The following is an 18922-nucleotide window of genomic DNA, read 5'->3' on the forward strand; positions in this document are numbered from 1 at the left end:
CCGCCGGCCGCCTACGGTGACGCGATGGCCACAAAGATGATCATCCTCAACGGCGGTTCCAGTGCCGGGAAGTCCGGGATCGTACGGTGTCTGCAAGCCGTGCTCCCCGACCCCTGGCTCGCCTTCGGCTGCGACTCCTTCGTGGACGCGCTGCCCGCCGCGATGCGCTCCTCGGACGAGGGGATCGTGTTCGCGGACGACGGCGGGGTGAGCGTCGGGGAGGACTTCCGGACGCTGGAGGCGGCCTGGACGGAGGGCATCGTGACGATGGCCCGCGCCGGCGCCAGGATCGTCGTCGACGACGTCTTCCTCGGCGGTCCCGCCTCGCAGGAACGCTGGCGCAAGGCCCTCGGCGACCTCGACGCGGACGTGCTGTGGGTCGGCGTCCGGTGTGACAGCGCGGTCGCCTCCGGCCGGGAGATCGCCCGGGGCGACCGCACTTCGGGCATGGCCGCCCAGCAGGCGGACCTGGTCCACCAGGGCGTCGTCTACGACCTGGAGGTCGACACCACCCGTACCGAGGCCCTGGAGTGCGCCCGCCTCATCGCCGCCCGCGTCGTCCGCTGACCCGGCTCACCACAGCCGTCCCGGACGCAACCGCCCGCGTCCCGGCGCCGACAGGTGCAGGACCTGGAAGTGCTCGCCCTCGTCCTGCGGTTCCGGAGCCGCCCACAGGGTGAAGGACAGCAGTTCCCAGTGACGCGGGTCGACGGCGAGGGCGCTCGCCACCACCCCGTCCGCCGCCGCCTCACGCGTGTGCCGGTCCAGCGCCTCCGCGACCGCGTCGGCCGGCGCGGCTCCTTCGGGCAGCGGCCGCCGGCGCCGGGTGGCGGCCCGGGGCGCCGCGGAGGCCGCCGGGCCCTCGTCGTACGCGAGCGCCGTCCAGTGCTGGACGGCGGGTCGGCCGAAGTCGCGGACGATGCCCTGGAAGCCGGGGCCCCACAGGAAGGCGTTCATCCCCGCCGGGTCGGCCCACAGATAGTACGGCGCGTACTGGTTGACCGGTGAGCCGTCCTCGCGTTCCCGCATCAGGTACGCCTTGAGGCCGAGGCCCGGGAAGTCGTCGAGGAGATGGCCGCGGGTCGCCACCCGCTTGCGGATGATCCCCATGTCGTAGTCCGCGGGCAGGGTGATGTCGTACTGCATGGCGTGCACGGTTCGGGCTCCTCGGGTCACGGGGTGCGCGGGGTCAGCAGGGCGAGCAGGCCGCGTACGGCGGCGTCGAAGGCGGCGGGGGAGCCGGAGGCGCGGGCGAGGACATAGCCGCCCTGGACGGTCGCGACGACGGCCGAGGCGATCTCCTCCGCCCGCAGGGGGCCGCCGAACTCCCCGCTGTCCAGACCCTCCTGGACGATCCCGGCGAGCCGCCCGCGCAGCCAGTCCAGCGTCTCGTCCACCGGCGCGCGCAGCTCGTCGTCCGCGACGACCTCGGGGTCCATCGTGAGCCGCCCGACGGGGCAGCCGCGCAGCACGTCCCGCTCGCGCAGCAGATACGCCTCGATCCGCCCGTACGCCGACCCCTCCCCGCCGAGCACCCGCTCAGCGGCGGCCCGCATCTCCTCGGCGGACCGCCGGATCGCGGCGAGGGCGAGGTCCTGCTTGCCGCTGAAGTGGTGGTACATGCTGCCCTGCCCGGCCCCGGCCGCCTGCTGGATCGCCTTGGGGCTGGTGCCGACGTAGCCGCGCTCCCACAGCAGGGAGCGGGTGGCCTCGATCAGTCGCTCGGACGCGTTGGCGCTCATGGTTCCACTGTACATACCAGTAGGTACACAGCGCCGGAGAACCGAGGGAGCAGGCATGCGAGGCGTGCCTGCTCCCTCCGTCGTACGCGCGAAGCCGGGCGGCCGCGTGCGCCGGTGCGTCAGGCCGACTGTGCCACCGCCGGTGCGCGCAGCGGCTCGTCCGGGACGCCGAAGCGGATCGTCTCCAGCGGGCGGTCGGTGAAGGGGCCCGTGGTGGTGGCGCCGTACACGGCGCGCTCGCGCGGGGGCGGGGCGAGGCAGGAGGCAGGGGCCTGGAGGGTGAACCAGACGACCTTGCCGGAGTCGCCGTGGGGGCGGGCTCCCCAGCTCTCGCTCATCGCCTGGATGATGGCGAGGCCGCGTCCGGAGGTGGCGAACTCGTCGCCGTCCCCGCGCGCTTCGCACAGGTCCGGCAGTCGCGGGTCGTTGTCCCGCACGGAGACGGTCAGCCGGTCGAGCAGCAGCTCGACCTCGACCGTGCACGTCTTGTCGGGCTGTGCGTGGAGGTGCACATTCGTCAGAAGCTCGGTGACACCGAGCGTGGCATGGTCGATCAACGCGTCGACCTGCCAGTGACGCAAGTGCGCCGAAATGATTCTGCGGACCTGTCCGATCCGCGACGGCAGGGCCTGGAGCTCCACCGTGCAGTACCTGCTGGGTTCACTGATCACGGCTGCGACTCCCCGAAGTGGGTCCGGAAGAAGACGGAGATTCGGATCTGTCATACGGTGTGGCAGGGCGGCGGGCTGTGATCACAGCGTCACCGCCGGTCAACCCTCGGTGAGGTGGTTCCAGCCTGAACCAGTGGTGACCGCCCCGCAACTCGCGGCGACCCGCCGCAGGTCAGCGGTGTGTCGCGAGCCGCAGCGCGAACCGACCGCGCGCCGAACCGGCGGGCGCTCCGGATCAGTGCCGGGTCGATGCCCCCGTCCGTGCCCGGGAAAGTATCGCGGGCAGGGCCGCTCAGTGACCGTCGGTCGCCTTCTGGAGCGCTTCGAGGAGGCGTCCCGAGCCCGAGATCCGGTAGCGCGTGCCGTTCACCGTCGCCACCGCCTCGTCCGGCTTCGCGAACCACGGCCGGCCCGTCCGGACCGTGCCCAGCGGGGCGCTGTCGATCTCGCTGCCGTAACTCGTCAGCAGGGAGAGGCGCCCGTCCTCGATGCGGACCTCGCCCGCCCGGGTCAACGACCGGGGCCAGCGGTCGATCCGCACCCCCGTGGCCATGAAGTCGGGCTCGGACGTGGGTTCCGACACGGGCTCGGGCATGGGATCCGAGGTGACCTCCGACATGGACTCCGCCCCCTTCGCGCAGACTGCCTCCCCCCCAGTGTGCCGGGCGCCCGCCACCGGCACCAGAAGGGCCGGGTGCAAGGCACTCCTATGGACCCTCAAAGGGAACGTTTGCCCAGGTGAGAGCGGTATCGTCGGGCAGTGGGCACCCGGCAGCGGGCCACCCCCGTGGGCACCATGAGAAGAGGCACGCACGCATGACCACCATCGACAGCCCCATGGCCACCGTCGACGTCGACCGCAGCGACCCCGCCTACCGGTCCTGGCTCAAGGAGGCCGTCCGCAAGGTCCAGGCCGACGCCAACCGCTCGGCCGACACCCACCTGCTGCGCTTCCCGCTCCCCGAGAGCTGGGGCATCGACCTCTACCTCAAGGACGAGTCGACCCACCCCACCGGCAGCCTCAAGCACCGGCTCGCCCGCTCGCTCTTCCTCTACGGCCTGTGCAACGGCTGGATCCGCCCCGGCGCGCCCGTCATCGAGGCCTCCAGCGGCTCGACCGCGGTCTCCGAGGCGTACTTCGCCAAGCTGATCGGCGTCCCCTTCATCGCCGTCATGCCCCGCACCACCAGCCCGGAGAAGTGCCGGCTCATCCAGTTCCACGGCGGTCAGTGCCACTTCGTCGACGACTCGCGCACCATGTACGAGGAGGCCGCCGCGCTCGCCGAGCGCACCGGGGGCCACTACATGGACCAGTTCACCTACGCCGAGCGGGCCACCGACTGGCGCGGCAACAACAACATCGCCGAGTCGATGTACCAGCAGCTGAGGCTGGAGCGGTACCCGGAGCCCGCCTGGATCGTCGCCACGGCGGGCACCGGCGGCACGTCGGCGACCATCGCCCGCTACGTGCACTACATGCAGCACGACACCCGCATCTGCGTCGCCGACCCGGAGAACTCCTGTTTCTTCGACGGCTGGACGCAGGGCGACCCGCACGCCACCTCCGACCGCGGCTCCCGCATCGAGGGCATCGGCCGCCCCCGGATGGAGCCGAGCTTCGTCCCCGGCGCCATCGACCGCATGATGAAGGTGCCCGACGCGGCGAGCGTGGCCGCCGTCCGCGCCCTGGAGGCCGCGATCGGCCGCAAGGCCGGCGGATCCACCGGCACCGGACTGTGGAGCGCGCTGAAGATCGTCGCCGAGATGGTCGCCGCGGGCCGTACGGGAAGCGTCGTCACCCTGATCTGTGACCCGGGCGAGCGCTACCTCGACAAGTACTACTCGGACGACTGGCTGGCCTCCCAGGGCCTCGACATCGCGCCCTACACCGCCGCTATCGACCGGTTCCTGGCGACGGGTGTCTGGCCGGAGTGAGCCGCCGGTCCAGGCGGCGGACCGCGTCCCGGAAGGACAGGCCCATCCCGGGCCGCGCGAGCCGCAGTCCCACGGCGAAGGGGCGACTGCCGTCGGCCGCCATCGTCCACCGCACCCGGGTGCCGCCCGCGGCGGGGGAGAGGGCCCACTCCTCCAGGAGCGCCGTGACGCCCGGCGCGTTGGTCGCGTCGACCCGGTAGGCGTAGCGCGCCTCCGGGTCGGCCGCCATGACCGTCTCCTCGAAGAAGACCCCGCCGCGCAGCCGGATCGTCCGCCCCGCCCCCTCGCCGCTGGAGGCGGCGGACCTGACCGCCGAGAACCACGCGGGCCAGCTGCCCACCTCCACCGCGAGCGAGCGGTAGACGGCGGCGGGCGGGGCCGCCACCTGCGCCGAGAACACCAGACGGACGGGAGCGGACGCGAGGAAGTCGAGCTCCACCGGCCTCAGTCGGCGTGCCATGGACCGTACCTCCGTGGGGACTCGTGGGACTCCGTGGGGGCGGGACCGAGCGAAGCGCACACCCTAGCCGACGGTCGCGTCCTTGCCCAGAAGTCCGTCCAGTGCCCGTCCGAACAACAGCCGTCCCGCCACGGCCAATACGGGATCGAGCGCGGCCGGCACACCGCGCAGCCGCAGCTCCTCCACCCACACCACGCGGCTCCCCGAGCCGCCCTCGCCGCCCGTCACCTCGAAGACGGCCGAACCCCGCACCGCCCGCCCCCGCTTCACCAGCCGGCACACACCCGGCCGGCCCGCCACCGGCGGATCGAAACGCACCACTTCCATGGGGTCGTCGAAGGCGAGCCGCCCCACACCCGTCCGCGCCGAGAAGCGGGTGCCCACCCCGTTCGGCCCCTCCGTGAGCACGGTGGTCGTGGTGAACGGGATCCGCGCGCCGTGCGCCGGCCAGTCCGTGATCCGCCGCCACACCTCGGCGGGCGGCAGCGGCACCGCCCGCTCGACGCGGAACCGGCTCACTCCGCGTCCTCCTCGCCCTCGCCCTCGCCGTCGGCCGGTTCCTCTCCCGCCACCACCAGGCCCGGCAGATGCTCCGCCATCTCCTCGCGCACCCGCGGCGACAGGCCGCCGTCCGTCACCAGCGTGTCCACCTCCTCCAGCGTCGCGAAGGAACTCAGGCCCACCGTCCCCCACTTGCTGTGGTCCGCGACCACCACCACCCGGCGGGCCGAACGCACCAGCCGCCGGTTGGTCTCGGCCTCCGCCAGGTTCGGCGTCGACAACCCGGCCTCCACCGAGATGCCGTGCACCCCGAGGAACAGCGCGTCGAAGTGCAGCGAGCGGATCGCCTGGTCGGCCACCGGGCCGACCAGGGCGTCCGACGGCGTCCGCACCCCGCCGGTGAGCACCACCGTCGCCGCCCCCGGCCGGGCCTCGCCGCCCGAGCCCGCGTACTGCGCCTCGTAGAAGACGTCCGCGACCCGGACCGAGTTCGTCACCACCGTCAGGTCCGGCACCTCCAGCAGATGCCGGGCCAGCGCGTACGTCGTCGTGCCACCCGAAAGGGCGATGGCCGTGCCGGGCCGCACCATCGCGGCGGCGGCCCGGGCGATCTCCTCCTTGGCGCCCAGCGCGAGCGCCGACTTCGCCTCGAAGCCCGGCTCGTGCGTGCTCGCCTCGACCACCGGCACCGCGCCGCCGTGCACCTTGGCCACGACGCCCTGCCGCGCGAGCGCGTCCAGGTCCCGGCGCACCGTCATGTCGGACACCTTGAGACGGCGCGTCAGCTCGTTGACCCGTACACCACCGCGCCGGCGCACCTCGTCGAGAATCAGGGCGCGCCGCTGTTCCGCGAGGAGGTTCTGATTGTCACTCACCGCCGGGGCCGGTCCTTTCCGAAGGGGAACTGGGGAACTGAGGAACTGGATGAAGGGGTAAAGGCGTAGAGGGACGTCGGATTCGGTGAGGACCGCGCCGTGCGGCGCGGCCGTCCGCGATCCTGGTGCCCGCCGTCGCATCCTCCCACCCAGAGAGCGAGTCCCCGAAGTGTCCCCTGCCACACCCGACCCGAAGAGCGGGGGTGCGGCGCTCGAACTGCTCGTCCACGGCGTGGGCGGAGCCACCGCGGCCGACATGCTGGACGACCCGCGCACGGTACGGGTCACCGGCGACCGGACCGCCGCGATGCACCGCCGCAGGGACGACGTCGACGCCGAGGACCACCCCGAGCGGTACGCCGACCGGCCCGTCCCCGAGGCGTACTGCTGGTCCAACCTGACCTCCGGCAACGGGACCCGCGCCCTGTGGCTGCTGCTCCTGCCCTTCATGGTCGCCAACCTCGCCCACTGGATGCGCCCGGCCACCGAGGGCCACGCCGGGCTCGTACGGCTCTACGGCGTCCTCGTCCGGCTCGTCGCGCTCAGCCTCACCGTGCTGCTGACCGCGGCCGCCTGCGAGGTCGCGCTCGACCTGACGGCCTGGCAGTGCGCGGGCTCCGGCCCCTGCGCCGGGCAGCGGTCCTGGCTCGGCTTCCTGTCCGCCGAGCGCGCCGGCTGGTGGTCGCAGCCCGGCCGCCGCCTCGCGCTCGCCGCCCTCGTCCCCACCGCCCTCGTCGGACTCCTCTGGTACCTGTCCAACCGCACCTGGAGCGCCTACGAGGCGCAGCGCCCGCCGACCGGCTACGAGACCGACCCGGCGACACCCGACGCTCCGGCACCCGGCACCCCGGCCGCCGAAGCGCCCGCCGCCCCCGCCACCACCGCCGCCCCCGTCGCCCCCGTCGACACGGAGGCCGCCGACAGCGAGGCCCCCACCGAGCTGAGGCCCGCGCTCGGCCGGCCCGGCTTCTGGTACGGGCGCCGGCTCGTCGCCCGGCTGCGCGCCGCGCACACCGCCGCCGGGTTCCTCACGGTCGCCGCCGCCCTCTCCGGGGCGGCCGCCGGGCACGACCAGCGGGCCCTCGCCGACTCGGCGCGCGAGGCGATCGGCTGGACCGTCCAGAGCGGCATCGGCGTGCTCGCCGCCGTCGTGCTCTGGGTGGTCTGCCGCCGGGGCCGCAGCGAGCACCGGCTGGACCTGAGGATCGAACGCGCCGTCGTCTCCTGGCTGCCCGCCACCGCCCTGCTGCTGCTCGCGCTCACCGCCGTCCACACCGCCTGGGCCCGCCCCGGCTGGCGCTCCTCCGGCACCCTGCCCGGCGACACCGTCTTCGGCGTCCTCACCCTCGTCCAGGGCGGCCTCGTCGTCGCCCTCGGCGTGGTCGCCCTGCTCCTGCACCGCCCTCGCCGCCACCCCCGCACCGCCCTGTACGGGCTCGGCGGCCCCGCCGTCGCCATGCTGGCCTGCGCCCTCGGCGGCGTCATGTCCGGCGGCGTCGCCCAACGGGTCGCGGACTGGCTCGACGGGCCGGGCACCCCCGGCACCGGCGACGGGCTCATCACCGGGCCGCCCGTCCTGCTCAGCTGGCAGGCCTCCGTGATCCCGGTCCTCCTCCTGCTCCTCCTCATACCGAGCGCCCTGCTCGTCGCCCGCACCGTCCTCGCCGCCCGCCGCCTCCGCCCGGTCGTCGACGCCGACTACGGCACCGAGGACCCCGACCGGCTGCGCACCGGCCAGATCGCGGCGAGCCGGGCCCGCGCCGGGCTCACCGACGCGGCACCCGTCCTCGTCGGCGTCGTCTCCGGCGCCACCCTGCTCCTCGGCGCCGCCTCCGTCGCCGGCGCCTGGGCCAGCGACAACGTCCCCGGGCGGGCCTTCGACGGCGCCCACCCGGCGATCGCCTCGGCCGCCACCGCCGCCCAGGCCCTCGGCTCCTGGATGATCGGCTTCGGCTTCCTGCTCTTCGTCACCTGGGGCCGCCGCGCCTACAAGGACGCCTCCGCGCGCCGCACCATCGGCATCCTGTGGGACGTCGGCACCTTCTGGCCGCGCGCCGCCCACCCCTTCGCCCCGCCCTGCTACGCCGAGCGGGCCGTCCCCGACCTCACCTGGCGGATGAGCTCCTGGACCCGGCAGACCGGCGGGCGCCTCGTCATCTCCGGCCACTCCCAGGGCAGCGTCCTCGCCGCCGCGGCGGTCTGGCAGCTGCCGCCCGCCACCCGCGGCCGGGTCGCCCTCCTCACGTACGGCTCGCCGCTCGAACGTCTCTACGGGCGCTGGTTCCCCGCCTATTTCGGCCCCGCCTCCCTGCGCGACCTGCACCGGACCGTGCACTGCTGGAGCAACCTGTACCGCTCCACCGACCCCATCGGCGGTCCCGTACGGGTCCCCGCCGAGGGCGACCGCCCGGCCGTCGACCGGGACGAGCTGCTCGACCCCGTCGCGTACGGACGCACCCGCCGGCACCCGCTGCCCGAACCGATCCTGGGCCACTCCGACTACCAGGCCGACCCGGCCTTCGCCGACGCCCGCTCGGCGCTCCTCGACCGGCTGCCGCCCGCGCTGCCGCGCCAGCGCGACGACGAGCCGCAGCTCCCGGACATACCGCGCCAGGAAACCGCGCCCCGGCAAGCCCCGCTCCCATAGGCCCGCTCAGGAGGCCCCGCTTCAGGAGGACCCGTGCCGGAAAGCCCCGCTCCAGGGAGGTCCGCTTCAGTAGCCCCGCCCCTGTAGGCCCCGCTCCCGGAAGTACCGCTTCAGGGCAGCTCGGGCAGGTCCTCCGGATGGAGCAGGGTCAGGTCGTCCGTGCTCGGCTCGGCGAGCGCGGCGACCCGGCCCGCGTGCCGCTCCACCATCGACTCGAACGTCTGCCGCGCGGTCCGCCCGTTGCCGAACGTCGGCCCCTTCGGCAGCTCGGTGAAGTACTTCACCAGCGCCTCGGCACTGCCCGGCGCCAGTCGGTACTCGTGTTCCTCCGCCTGCTGCTCCACGATCCGCAACAGCTCCTCCGGCGCGTAGTCGGAGAAGGTGATGGTCCGTGAGAAACGCGACGCCACACCCGGGTTGACCGTCAGGAAGCGCTCCATCTCCGCCGTGTAACCGGCGGCGATCACCACGACCGCGTCCCGATGGTCCTCCATCAGCTTCACGAGCGTGTCGATGGCCTCCCGGCCGAAGTCCCGCCCGGAGTCCTCCGGGGACAGCGCGTACGCCTCGTCCACGAACAGGACACCGCCGCGCGCCCGGTCGAAGGCCTCCTGGGTGCGGATGGCCGTCGAGCCGATGTGCTCGCCGACCAGGTCGACCCGGGACACCTCCACCAGATGACCGCGCTCCAGCACCCCGAGGGACGCGAGGATCTCCCCGTACAGCCGGGCCACCGTCGTCTTGCCCGTCCCCGGGTTGCCGGTGAAGACCAGATGGCGCCGGGCCGAGACCGCCTTGAGCCCGGCCTCCTGACGCCGGCGGCCCACCTCGATCATGTTGGTGAGCGTGCGCACCTCGTGCTTGACGCTCTCCAGGCCCACCAGGGCGTCCAGTTCGCCGAGCACCTCCTGCGAGGAACGGGCGGCTGGCGGCTCCGGCGCCGGGACCGGCACCGCGGCCGGCGTCACGGCGGGGGAGCGGGGCACGGGCAGGGTGCCGAGCAGCCCGCCCGGCCGGGTGGCCGTCAGCATCGAGCTCTCCGGGGCCCCGGCCCGCACCTGGCTCTCGTCGCTGGTGCAGTCCTCGGCGACCGGCCCCTCCTCCGGGAACTCGTAACCGCCGCGCGCGCACCGCTCCGTACGGCACTGGCGCAGGATCGTCCGGCAGCCGTCCATCACGTGGAAGCCGTAGCCGCCGCTGCCCGTGACCCGGCAGCCGTGGAAGGAGCCGCGGCCCTCCGCCGACACGTAGAACCCGGCCTCGGCGGGGGAGGTGACCGTGCACCGCTCGATCGTCGGGTCGGCGCCCTTGGTGACGATGACACCGGTCTGCACGGCGTCGATGGTGCAGCCGCCCAGCGTGCCGCCGCTGCCGTGGTCACGGAACCACGCGCCCGTGGACGCCTCCCGGATCCGGCAGTCGTCCAGCTGCGCGGTCGCCCCGTCGCTCACCGACACGGCCGTGTTGCGGACCTGCGACAGATCGCTGTCGACGACGTCGGCGCGCGAACCCCGGTCGAGCACGAACAGGGCGTCGGGCACGTCGTGCACCCGGCAGGATTCGAGCACCGCCGTCGCCCCGTCGCTGACCCAGACGGCCGGGTAGTCACCGGTGCTGTCGTGGATCTCGCACTGGTTGGCGTCCACCCGGGTCCCCGGGTCCCACACGGAAAGCCCGTTGCGCCCGAACCGCCGTACCGTCGAACGGGTCAGCGTGAGCACCGACCGCGAGCGCAGGTCCACGGCGTTCTCGGGGATGTCGTGGATGTCGCAGTCGGACAGCGTGAGCACCGCGTCGGTGTCGAGGGTGATGCCGTCGGCCGAGGTGCGGTGCACGGCGGAGTCGCTGAGGTGGGCGGTGGCCCGCGCGGCGATCTGCAGACCGGAGCCCTTGATCTCGTACACCTCGCAGCCGATGCCCTCCAGGCCGCTGCCCTCGCCGTTGACGGTGATCCCGGCGCCGGAGGCGTGGTGCACCCGGCACCGCTCCAGGCGCGGGTGGGCCCCGCCGCGCACCGAGATCCCGGACTGGCCGGCGGCCACGACCTCGCACTCCTCGAACACCCCGCCCGCGCCGTCGAGTACGGCGATGCCGACGCCGGCCGGATTGTCGACCGTGCAGCGACGGACCGTGGGCCGGGCCGCGCCGCGCACCTCCAGGCCGGCGGCCGAGCGGGTCACGATCCGCACGTCGAGCAGTTCGGGCGTGCCGTCCTCGACGAGCAGCGCCGGAGCCGCCGCGTCCTGCCCCTCGATGTGCAGGTCCCGCAGGGTCGCCGAGGCCCGTACGGTCAACGGCACACCGTCGGCGGGCGCGATCCGCACCGGGCCGTCGCCGCCCCGCAGGGTGACGGCGCGCCGGACGACGAGGTTCTCCCGGTAGGTGCCGGGGGCCACGGTGAGGACGTCTCCGTCGCCCGCGGCCTCCAGGGCGGCGGCGAGGGAGGCGTACTCGCCCGTGCGGCGCCGCCACCGCGACGTGCCGGTGTGCGTCACCTGGACCGTGCCCTGTGCCATGGGTGTGCTCTGCCCCCGCCTCGTGCGTCGACGCTGAAACCCGGATCCAGGATCCGCTGCCCCACCGTAGCGCGCGCGGCGCCGCCGGGTTGACGGGTCGGCAACCCTCCCGCTACGCCGTCAGCTGCCCGTGCCCGTACGACCCCAGTCCGGACCGACCTCGGCCCAGGCGCGGTCGAGACGTGCGTACCGCCGCCGCGTCAGCCGGTGGACGACCATCCGCCTGGCGGACTCGACCAGGAGTCCGGAGAGCAGCGCCACGGTGAGGCCGGCGATCAGCGCGTGCGTCCGGGCCGTCTCCGGATGCATCGGCGGGGTCACGGCCCGCCCCGTCCGGTCCGTCCACAGCGGGAAGTGGTCACCGGGGTCGGCGAGCTCGCGCCGAGTGGTCACGGTGCCGGTCCGCGGGGTGCCGTCGGGGGCGGTCCAGGAGGCCACGACGGCGGGCCTGAGCCGCCGCTCCCCGGAGGTCTCGACGGTCCGCTGCCCCGACGGCCTGGCCTCCCCGGTGTCGGCGGGCCGCACCACCCGGGCGACGGTCGGGACGCGTTCCCGCTGCTGGGCCTGCGCGGAACGCTGCAGCGAGGCGTCGGCCGAGGTGCCCGCGGCCCAGCCGGCCAGCGGCACGGCCAGGCACAGCAGCAGAACGGCCGTCAGGGCCACCCAGGCCTCGACCAGGTCGGTCGTCCGGCACAGGGGGTTGTGCCGCCAGCGCCAGAGTCCGATGGCCGCGCGCACGCTCCGCACCCCCTCGTCTCGCCGACGGCCCGCCCAGGGCCCGTCGGCGGTTTCCGCTCCTCCAACGAGTGTGCCCCGGGGGTGGGTTCCTCGCCTGTCGGAGGGAATCACCGGGCGCGAGATCGACGAAGCACCCGGACGAGGGAGGGCTGGACGAGGGGAGGGGCCGGACGAGAGGAGGGGGCCGGACGAGAGGAGGGGGCCGCCCCCTCGTCAGTCGAGGATCTTGACCGGGTCGCCGACCCGGATCACGCCGGGGTGCTCGGGCACCAGGTTCTGCCCGAAGATCAGCCGGCCGCCGTCCTTGCGGTGCCGGGCCAGGGTGCGCAGCGGTTCCTTGCCGCGTTCGCCCGTCAGCTGGTCGGTGGTGGTGACCACGCACCGGCCGCAGGACTTGGCCACCCGGAAGGTCACGTCGCCGATCGACAGCCGCCGCCAGTCGTCCTCCGCCCAGGGCGCGGTGCCGTCGACGACGACGTTGGGCCGGAAGCGGTTCATGGGAAGCGGACCCTCGTCGGCGTGGTCGCCCTGGGCGATCAGGGAGTTGAGGGCGTCCAGGGAGGACGTGGTGGTGAGGAGCAGCGGATAGCCGTCGGCGAAGCTGACGGTCTCGCCGGGCAGGGCATGGTCCGGGTCGACGGGCCGGCGCCGGGCCGGGTCGTCCATGTGGACGAGCCGCACCTCGCTGTCCAGGTAGCCGCTGAACCACGCGTCCGCGGCGGGATCGGCCGGGACGGCCTCCACCGTCGTGCCGAAGACGTCCACCGGAATCGTGCCGTTCGCCTCGGAAGGGCTCGGCACCTCGACGGTGAGCGGCTCGCGGCCGGGGCCGGACAGGGTGACCCCGCCGTCCGCAAGGAGCGCGGCCGAGGCCAACGCCAGCCGTGCGTGCTGGCGTTGGGTCACGACCTTGCCCGCGGTCTCCACCACGGTCCAGCGGCGGTCACCGGCCAGTCCCCATGGCTGGACCTCCGCCTCGGCGGGGGCGAACCCGCGCAGTGCCTTGACCGGATGGACATGGACGGAGCGCAAGACAGGAATCGGCATGCCCTCATCCTGCCAGCCGCTCCGCCGTCCCCGACGGTCAGTACCCCCGGCCCTGGTACGGCTGGTTGTACGGGTCGTCGTACGGCGCGCCCGAGGGCGCGGGAGCCGGTCGCGGGGCCGCCGGACGCATCGCCTCGTACCCGCCGGCCATCGGGCGCGGCGGCTGCGGCGCCTGCGGACCCGGGTAGCCGCGCGGGGCGGTGGGCTGCTGCGGGATGTACGGGGTGGGGCCGGTGTGCTGCAGCGGTACGGGCGCCATCTGCGCGGCCGGGGTCATCTGGGGGGCGGCCTGCGGATAGCCGTATCCACCGGTGTGGCCGGCGTAGGCGGGGGCGGGCTGCGGGCTGGGCGCCGCCGGGAGGGCGGGCAGGGCGGCGGGCAGCGCCGGCAGGTGGCCGCTGCTTCCGGAGAAGCCGCTGGGGGTGTCGTACGCGGAAGGCACTCGGATCGGGGCGATCTGAGGCGTGCCCCGTTCTGCGACGAGGGAGTCGTAGATCGGGGTGTCGGGGAACGACGGCGCGGTGTAGTAACCGCCTCCGTAGGTGGAGCGCGGGGAGGTCATGGCCATAAGTTAAGCCCACGATGTGCTGGTTGGGGAGACCCAATCTCGGGGTCATCCGTTTTAGACAGGTTTTCTCTCGCTGACCTGCTGAAACGCGGTTGAAGAGCCCCTTGGCGAGGGGCTGTGAATTCCCGCCGGGAGTGCCTTACGGCAACGAGAAGTAACGCATGGTAATGGGCGGGACGCTGAAAGGATTCGGCCGCCCGCTCCGCGCCTTCGGGGGCGTGAGGAAAAGGGGGCCGGGCCGGACGGTGCCGTGGCTGCGACCACCGTCCGGCCCGGAGTGCGTGGGCGCGGTTTCAGGCTGCCTGCTCGTGCTCGCAGGCGTCCGCGATCCCGTACGTCTCCCAGGCCGGGAAATCGTCCTCGGTGGGAACCGCCTCGCCCGGTGCCAGCAGGCAGGCCTCCAGGGCCGCGCGGAGGGCTTCGGCGCGCAGGCCGGTGCCGATGAAGACGAGTTCCTGGCCTTGCGTGGTGTCCCCGTCGCGGGCGCCGGACGGTTCGAACCGCGCGATGGCGCCGGCCTGGGACCACAGCCCGGTCACGCGGGGCCGGCTGGCGAGCCAGAAGAACCCCTTGGAACGCAGGACGCGCCCGAAGGTGCCGCTGTCGAGGCCCTTGGTGACGAAGGCCCACAGCCGGTCGGGGTGGAAGGGCAGGTCGGAGCGGAACACGAGCGAGGAGATGCCGTACTCCTCGGTCTCCGGCACGTGGTCGCCGTTGAGCTCCTTCACCCAGCCCGGGGCCTGCTGCGCCTTCTCCACGTCGAACAGGCCCGTACCCAGGACGTGTTCGAGGGGGACCTGCGCGCGCACGGCGGGCACGATCCGCGCCTCCGGGTTGAGCCGGGAGAGCGTGGCGCGCAGCCGGCGGGCCTCTTCCGGCCCGACCAGGTCGAGCTTGTTGAGGACGATGACGTCCGCGAACTCGATCTGGTCGACGAGGAGGTCGCTGACGGTCCGCTCGTCGTCCTCGTACGGGGCGAGGCCGCGCGCGGCGAGTTCGTCGCCGACGTCGAGCTCGGTCAGGAAGTTCGCGGCGTCCACGACGGTCACCATCGTGTCCAGGCGGGCCAGGTCACCGAGGGTGGCGCCGTCGTCCCGGGGGAAGGAGAACGTCGCGGCCACCGGCAGGGGTTCGGAGATGCCGCTGGACTCGATGAGCAGATAGTCGAAGCGACCTTCGCGGGCGAGCCGGTCGACCTCCTCCAGGAGGTCGTCGCGCAGGGTGCAGCAGATGCACCCGTTGGTCATCTCGACCAGGCGCTCCTCCGTGCGGGACAGGGCCGCCTCACCGCCGCGCACGAGCGCGGCGTCGATGTTGACCTCGCTCATGTCGTTGACGATGACCGCGACCCGCAGTCCTTCGCGGTTGCCGAGCACATGGTTGAGCAGCGTGGTCTTCCCGGCTCCCAGGAACCCGGAGAGCACGGTCACGGGCAGCCGGTCGGCGGGTGCCATGAGCGCTCAGCCCTCCGGCCGGATCAGGCCGCGCTCGTACGCCTTCACCAGGCGCTGCGGGACCTGGTGCACGACGCCGTCGACGGTGACCGGCACCAGCTGGGGCGTGGTCGCCTTCCACTGGGCGCGGCGGTGGCGGGTGTTGCTGCGGGACATCTTCCGCTTGGGGACGGCCATCGTGAGACTCCTCGGTCCGGTGCGTGACGTGGGGAGGCTATATGAAAATGGATGCCATTCCCAATCGTGCCCCGATCGAACCATCCCGTCGACTCCGTGCGCCACCCCCGCTCATGACCGCCGCCGCTGTGGAGAGCCCGGCCGCACGGGGGGATAATCCAAGTGATTGCCATTTTTGGGCTCCCCTCGTGCAGGGAGGGCGTATGCGTGGCCTGCCGATCCGCGCACCGAGCACGCTCCTCGGAGCGTCCCTCGCACTGATCTGCGCGGGGGTCGGACCCGTGGACGCGGCGCCCGCTCCGATCCCTGTCGTCGCCTCCACGAACGTGTACGGAGACGTCGTCGGGCAGGTCGGCGGCGACCGGGTGTCCGTGGTCTCCGTCCTCGGCGATCCGGCCCAGGACCCGCATTCCTACGAGGCGAGCACGCGCACCCGACTGGAGCTCTCCCGGGCCGAAGTGGTCGTCGAGAACGGCGGCGGTTACGACGAGTTCGTCGGCAGGATGCTGCGGAGCTCCGGCAACTCCTCGGCCCAGCGGATCTCCGCCGTCGAGGTGTCCGGCAAGGAACCCGACGACGGAGGGGAGTTCAACGAGCACGTCTGGTACGACCTGCCGACGATGGGCCGTGTCGCCGACCGGATCGCCCGGGCCCTCGGCTCCGTCTCGCCCGCCGACGCCGACGTCTTCGAGAAGAACGCCGAGGACTTCAAGGAGAAGCTGGCCGGGCTCGAAGCGCGTACGGACCGGATCGAGGCGCGTGACGCCGGCACGCCGGTGGCGGTCACCGAGCCCGTACCGCTCTACCTGACCGAGGCCTGCGGCCTGGTGAACAGGACGCCCGCCGCGTTCAGCGAGGCCGTCGAGGAGGGCGACGAGGTCTCGCCCCGGGTGCTCCGGGAGACGCTGGCGCTGTTCACCGGCGGGCGCGTCCAGGCCCTCGTCCACAACGAGCAGACCAGCGGGGCGCAGACGGAGCAGGCCAAGGAGGCCGCCGAGGACAACGGGATCCCCGTCGTGCCCGTGACGGAGACGCTGCCGGAGGGCAAGGACTACCTCGGCTGGATGGCGGACACCATCACGGCCCTCGACCGCGCCCTGGACCGCTGATGCAGCGCACCGACCGCCTCACGCCGCAACCGCTTCCGCTTCCGCTCGAAACGGAGCAGGGCGGGCAGGCGGGGCGGACGGAGCAGGCGGGGCGGACGGAGCAGGCGGGGCAGAGGGAGCAGGCGGGGCAGAGGGAGCAGAGGGGGCGGCAGGACGGCGGGCCGCCGGCCGTGAGCCTGCGCGGCGCCGCGCTCGCGTACGGCGACCGTCTGCTGTGGCGGGACCTGGACCTCGACCTGCGGCCCGGCGAATTCCTCGCGGTGCTCGGCCCGAACGGCTCGGGCAAGACGAGCCTGCTGCGCGTCCTCCTGGGCCGGCAGCCGCTCACCACCGGATCGGTCGCGGTCCTGGGCCGCCCGCCGGGCCGCGCGGGCGGGCTCATCGGCTATGTCCCGCAGCACAAGGCGCTGCCCGCGCACACCCTGCTGCGCGCACGGGACCTCGTACGGCTCGGCCTCGACGGTCACCGCTGGGGCCTGCCGCTCGCCCGCAGGGCGGTCCGCCGCCGGGTGGACGAACTCCTGGAGTCCGTCGGGGCGCTGCCCTACGCCGACGTCCCGGTCGGCCGGCTCTCCGGCGGCGAGCAGCAGCGGGTGCGGGTCGCCCAGGCACTGGCGACGGACCCGCGGGTCCTGCTGTGCGACGAGCCGCTGCTCTCCCTCGACCCGCGGCATCAGCGCACGGTCACCGAGCTCGTGGACCGCAGGCGCCGGGCCGCCGGCACCGCCGTGGTCTTCGTGACCCACGAGATCAACCCGGTCCTCGGGGCGGCCGACCGGGTGCTGTACCTGGCCGGGGGCGGCTTCCGCGTCGGCCCGCCGGAGGAGGTGCTGACCTCGGCCGTCCTGTCCCGGCTGTACGGGACCCAGGTGGACGTCGTACGGGTCCGCGGCCGGATCGTGGTCGTCGGCGCGCCGGACGCGGCCGCCGTCCCGCACCACACCGCCCGGCCGGACGGGGCCGGACCGCCGTGAGACCGCCGACCGGCCCGCCCGGCCCGCCCGGCCCGACCGGCCCGCCCGGCCCGACCGGCCCGCCCGGCCCGACCGGCCCGCCCGGCGCGCCCGACCCGCCCGGCGCGATCGGCGTGATCGGGTCGACGGACCCGACCGGCGCGATCGGCCCGACCGACCCGCCCGGCGCGATCGGTCCCTACGCCGCCGCCGACGCCCCCGACGGAGCCGACGGCGCCGATCCAGGCGTCTGGCAGCAGATCTTCGACTTCACCGACTACGCGGAGCTGCTGGCACTGGTGCACCACTCGCTGCTCGCCGGGGCCCTGCTCGGCCTCGTGGGCGGTCTCGTCGGCGTCTTCGTGATCACGCGGGACCTGCCCTTCGCGGTGCACGGCATCAGCGAACTGTCCTTCGCCGGTGCGGCGGCCGCCCTGCTGACCGGCTTCAATGTCGTCGCCGGGTCGATCGTCGGCTCGCTGCTTGCCGCCGCCGCGATCGGTCTGCTCGGCGTCCGGGCCCGCGACCGCAATTCGGTGATCGGGATCATCATGCCGTTCGGGCTGGGTCTCGGCATGCTGTTCCTGTCCCTCTACCAGGGGCGCGCGGCCAACAAGTTCGGTCTTCTGACCGGGCAGATCGTCGCCGTCGACACCCCGCAGACGGCCTGGCTGGTGGGCACGTCCGTCGTCGTGCTCGCGGCCCTCGCCGTGCTCTGGCGACCGCTGACCTTCGCCGGCGCCGATCCCGACGTGGCCGCCGCCCGCGGGGTGCCCGTACGGGTCCTGTCGCTGGCGTTCATGCTGATCCTCGGCCTCGCGGTGGCCCTGTGCGTGCAGATCGTGGGAGCCCTGCTGGTGCTGGCCCTGCTCGTCACACCGGCGGCGGCCGCCGCCCGGGTCACCGCCTCGCCGGTGCTGCTGCCCGTGCTGAGCGTCCTGTTCGCGCTGGTCGCCATGGAGGGCGGCATCCTGCTCGCCGTGGGCAGCAGCATTCCCATCAGCCCGTACGTGACGACCCTCGCCTTCGTGATCTACCTCGGCTGCCGCCTGGTGGGCTCCCGGCGGGCCGCGCGCACCACCCGGACGGCGCCGCTCGCCGAACACCCGCCCGTGTCCCGGGTGTGAGGGGCCGGGGCGGACGGGGTGCGCTCGACCGCGCGTGCTCCCGGGGCCAGACTGGAAACAGGCCCGTCGCGCCCTTCCGGGCGTGCGCGGAAGGAGGCATCCATGCATCCCCTCGCCGTCGTCGGCGCGACCGCCGGCAAGCTGGCCCACTACGCCGTGTCGGGCGTCGTGGGCGGGCTCATCCTGCAGAAACTGCCCGACGCGAAGCCGGCCGCGCGCAAGGCGCTGGTGGGCGGGCTCGCGGGAGGCATCATGGCCGGCCGGTGGCTGTCCTCGGCCGCCGAGGAGGCCCGGCTCAAGGCCGGGGACATGCTGGCGGAGGCCCGTACCTCGCTCGGCGAGGAGGTCCCGCCGCCCTCGGCCGTCAAGGTCGACCACGACGACCACGGCCACGAGCACTGA

20 protein-coding genes are annotated in these 18922 nt (G+C 73.8%); 7 read left to right on the top strand and 13 right to left on the bottom strand.

Going from position 1 to position 18922, the window contains the following annotated elements; genetic code table 11:
* Positions 1-24: 24 nt before the first annotated feature.
* On the top strand, positions 25-567 hold the full coding sequence (gene cpt / locus ABTZ91_RS03605) for a chloramphenicol phosphotransferase CPT (RefSeq protein ID WP_352075460.1): 543 nt from the start codon (positions 25-27) through the stop codon (positions 565-567).
* Positions 568-573: 6 nt separating this feature from the next.
* On the opposite strand, the gene ABTZ91_RS03610 is transcribed toward cpt, so the two are convergent.
* From ABTZ91_RS03610 to ABTZ91_RS03625, 4 genes are all read right to left on the bottom strand, one after another.
* Positions 574-1155, bottom strand: coding sequence for a DUF4865 family protein (locus ABTZ91_RS03610; protein ID WP_352075461.1), 582 nt, complete (start codon positions 1153-1155; stop codon positions 574-576).
* 17 nt (positions 1156-1172) lie between these two features.
* Positions 1173-1757 (bottom strand): TetR/AcrR family transcriptional regulator, encoded by a 585-nt coding sequence (locus tag ABTZ91_RS03615; RefSeq protein ID WP_352075462.1) that lies wholly within the window; start codon positions 1755-1757, stop codon positions 1173-1175.
* 104 nt (positions 1758-1861) lie between these two features.
* Positions 1862-2413, bottom strand: a complete 552-nt coding sequence (locus ABTZ91_RS03620; protein WP_352075463.1) for an ATP-binding protein — start codon at positions 2411-2413, stop codon at positions 1862-1864.
* Between the two features lie 292 nt (positions 2414-2705).
* Positions 2706-3008, bottom strand: a complete 303-nt coding sequence (locus tag ABTZ91_RS03625; protein ID WP_407077890.1) for a hypothetical protein — start codon at positions 3006-3008, stop codon at positions 2706-2708.
* 221 nt (positions 3009-3229) lie between these two features.
* Between ABTZ91_RS03625 and ABTZ91_RS03630 the strand changes: the two genes are divergently transcribed.
* On the top strand, positions 3230-4348 hold the full coding sequence (locus ABTZ91_RS03630; RefSeq protein WP_352075465.1) for a PLP-dependent cysteine synthase family protein: 1119 nt from the start codon (positions 3230-3232) through the stop codon (positions 4346-4348).
* On the opposite strand, the gene ABTZ91_RS03635 is transcribed toward ABTZ91_RS03630, so the two are convergent.
* The 3 genes from ABTZ91_RS03635 to ABTZ91_RS03645 form a co-directional block, all read right to left on the bottom strand.
* Complete coding sequence (locus ABTZ91_RS03635) at positions 4308-4808, bottom strand: SRPBCC family protein (protein ID WP_352075466.1); 501 nt, start codon at positions 4806-4808, stop codon at positions 4308-4310. The two genes, ABTZ91_RS03630 and ABTZ91_RS03635, sit on opposite strands and share 41 nt — an antisense overlap.
* Positions 4809-4871: 63 nt before the next feature.
* Positions 4872-5327, bottom strand: coding sequence for an SRPBCC family protein (locus tag ABTZ91_RS03640; RefSeq protein WP_352075467.1), 456 nt, complete (start codon positions 5325-5327; stop codon positions 4872-4874).
* Positions 5324-6184, bottom strand: a complete 861-nt coding sequence (locus tag ABTZ91_RS03645; RefSeq protein ID WP_352075468.1) for a DeoR/GlpR family DNA-binding transcription regulator — start codon at positions 6182-6184, stop codon at positions 5324-5326. Before ABTZ91_RS03645 ends, ABTZ91_RS03640 begins: the two co-directional genes overlap by 4 nt.
* A 169-nt stretch (positions 6185-6353) precedes the next feature.
* On the opposite strand from ABTZ91_RS03645, the gene ABTZ91_RS03650 reads away from it, so the two are divergent.
* A complete protein-coding gene (locus tag ABTZ91_RS03650; RefSeq protein WP_352075469.1) occupies positions 6354-8831 on the top strand; it encodes a hypothetical protein in 2478 nt (825 codons plus the stop codon).
* A gap of 110 nt (positions 8832-8941) precedes the next feature.
* Here ABTZ91_RS03650 and ABTZ91_RS03655 read toward each other — a convergent pair whose 3' ends face one another.
* From ABTZ91_RS03655 to rpmF, 6 genes are all read right to left on the bottom strand, one after another.
* Positions 8942-11347, bottom strand: a complete 2406-nt coding sequence (locus ABTZ91_RS03655) for a right-handed parallel beta-helix repeat-containing protein (RefSeq protein WP_352075470.1) — start codon at positions 11345-11347, stop codon at positions 8942-8944.
* A gap of 120 nt (positions 11348-11467) precedes the next feature.
* Positions 11468-12085, bottom strand: a complete 618-nt coding sequence (locus tag ABTZ91_RS03660) for a hypothetical protein (protein WP_352075471.1) — start codon at positions 12083-12085, stop codon at positions 11468-11470.
* 213 nt (positions 12086-12298) lie between these two features.
* Positions 12299-13132 carry an MOSC N-terminal beta barrel domain-containing protein gene (locus ABTZ91_RS03665; RefSeq protein ID WP_352075472.1) on the bottom strand — a complete coding sequence of 278 codons (834 nt, stop codon included), beginning with the start codon at positions 13130-13132 and terminating at the stop codon, positions 12299-12301.
* A 37-nt stretch (positions 13133-13169) separates the two neighbouring features.
* Positions 13170-13694: a DUF6643 family protein gene (locus tag ABTZ91_RS03670; RefSeq protein WP_352075473.1), complete on the bottom strand. Its 525-nt coding sequence runs from the start codon at positions 13692-13694 to the stop codon at positions 13170-13172.
* Positions 13695-13993: 299 nt separating this feature from the next.
* Positions 13994-15154: a GTP-binding protein gene (locus ABTZ91_RS03675; protein ID WP_352075474.1), complete on the bottom strand. Its 1161-nt coding sequence runs from the start codon at positions 15152-15154 to the stop codon at positions 13994-13996.
* A gap of 6 nt (positions 15155-15160) precedes the next feature.
* Positions 15161-15331: a 50S ribosomal protein L32 gene (gene rpmF / locus ABTZ91_RS03680; protein ID WP_282697296.1), complete on the bottom strand. Its 171-nt coding sequence runs from the start codon at positions 15329-15331 to the stop codon at positions 15161-15163.
* 203 nt (positions 15332-15534) lie between these two features.
* Here rpmF and ABTZ91_RS03685 point away from each other — a divergent pair, with 203 nt between their 5' ends.
* The 4 genes from ABTZ91_RS03685 (at position 15535) to ABTZ91_RS03700 (ending at position 18922) form a co-directional block, all read left to right on the top strand.
* Complete coding sequence (locus ABTZ91_RS03685) at positions 15535-16440, top strand: metal ABC transporter solute-binding protein, Zn/Mn family (protein WP_352075475.1); 906 nt, start codon at positions 15535-15537, stop codon at positions 16438-16440.
* Positions 16440-17414, top strand: coding sequence for an ATP-binding cassette domain-containing protein (locus ABTZ91_RS03690; protein ID WP_352075476.1), 975 nt, complete (start codon positions 16440-16442; stop codon positions 17412-17414). Before ABTZ91_RS03685 ends, ABTZ91_RS03690 begins: the two co-directional genes overlap by 1 nt.
* A 170-nt stretch (positions 17415-17584) precedes the next feature.
* Positions 17585-18520, top strand: a complete 936-nt coding sequence (locus tag ABTZ91_RS03695; RefSeq protein ID WP_352075681.1) for a metal ABC transporter permease — start codon at positions 17585-17587, stop codon at positions 18518-18520.
* A gap of 102 nt (positions 18521-18622) precedes the next feature.
* Positions 18623-18922, top strand: a complete 300-nt coding sequence (locus ABTZ91_RS03700; RefSeq protein ID WP_352075477.1) for a DUF1490 family protein — start codon at positions 18623-18625, stop codon at positions 18920-18922.

Origin of the sequence: Streptomyces sp. NPDC126499 (assembly GCF_040302485.1) — a bacterium.
Lineage (GTDB): Bacteria > Actinomycetota > Actinomycetes > Streptomycetales > Streptomycetaceae > Streptomyces.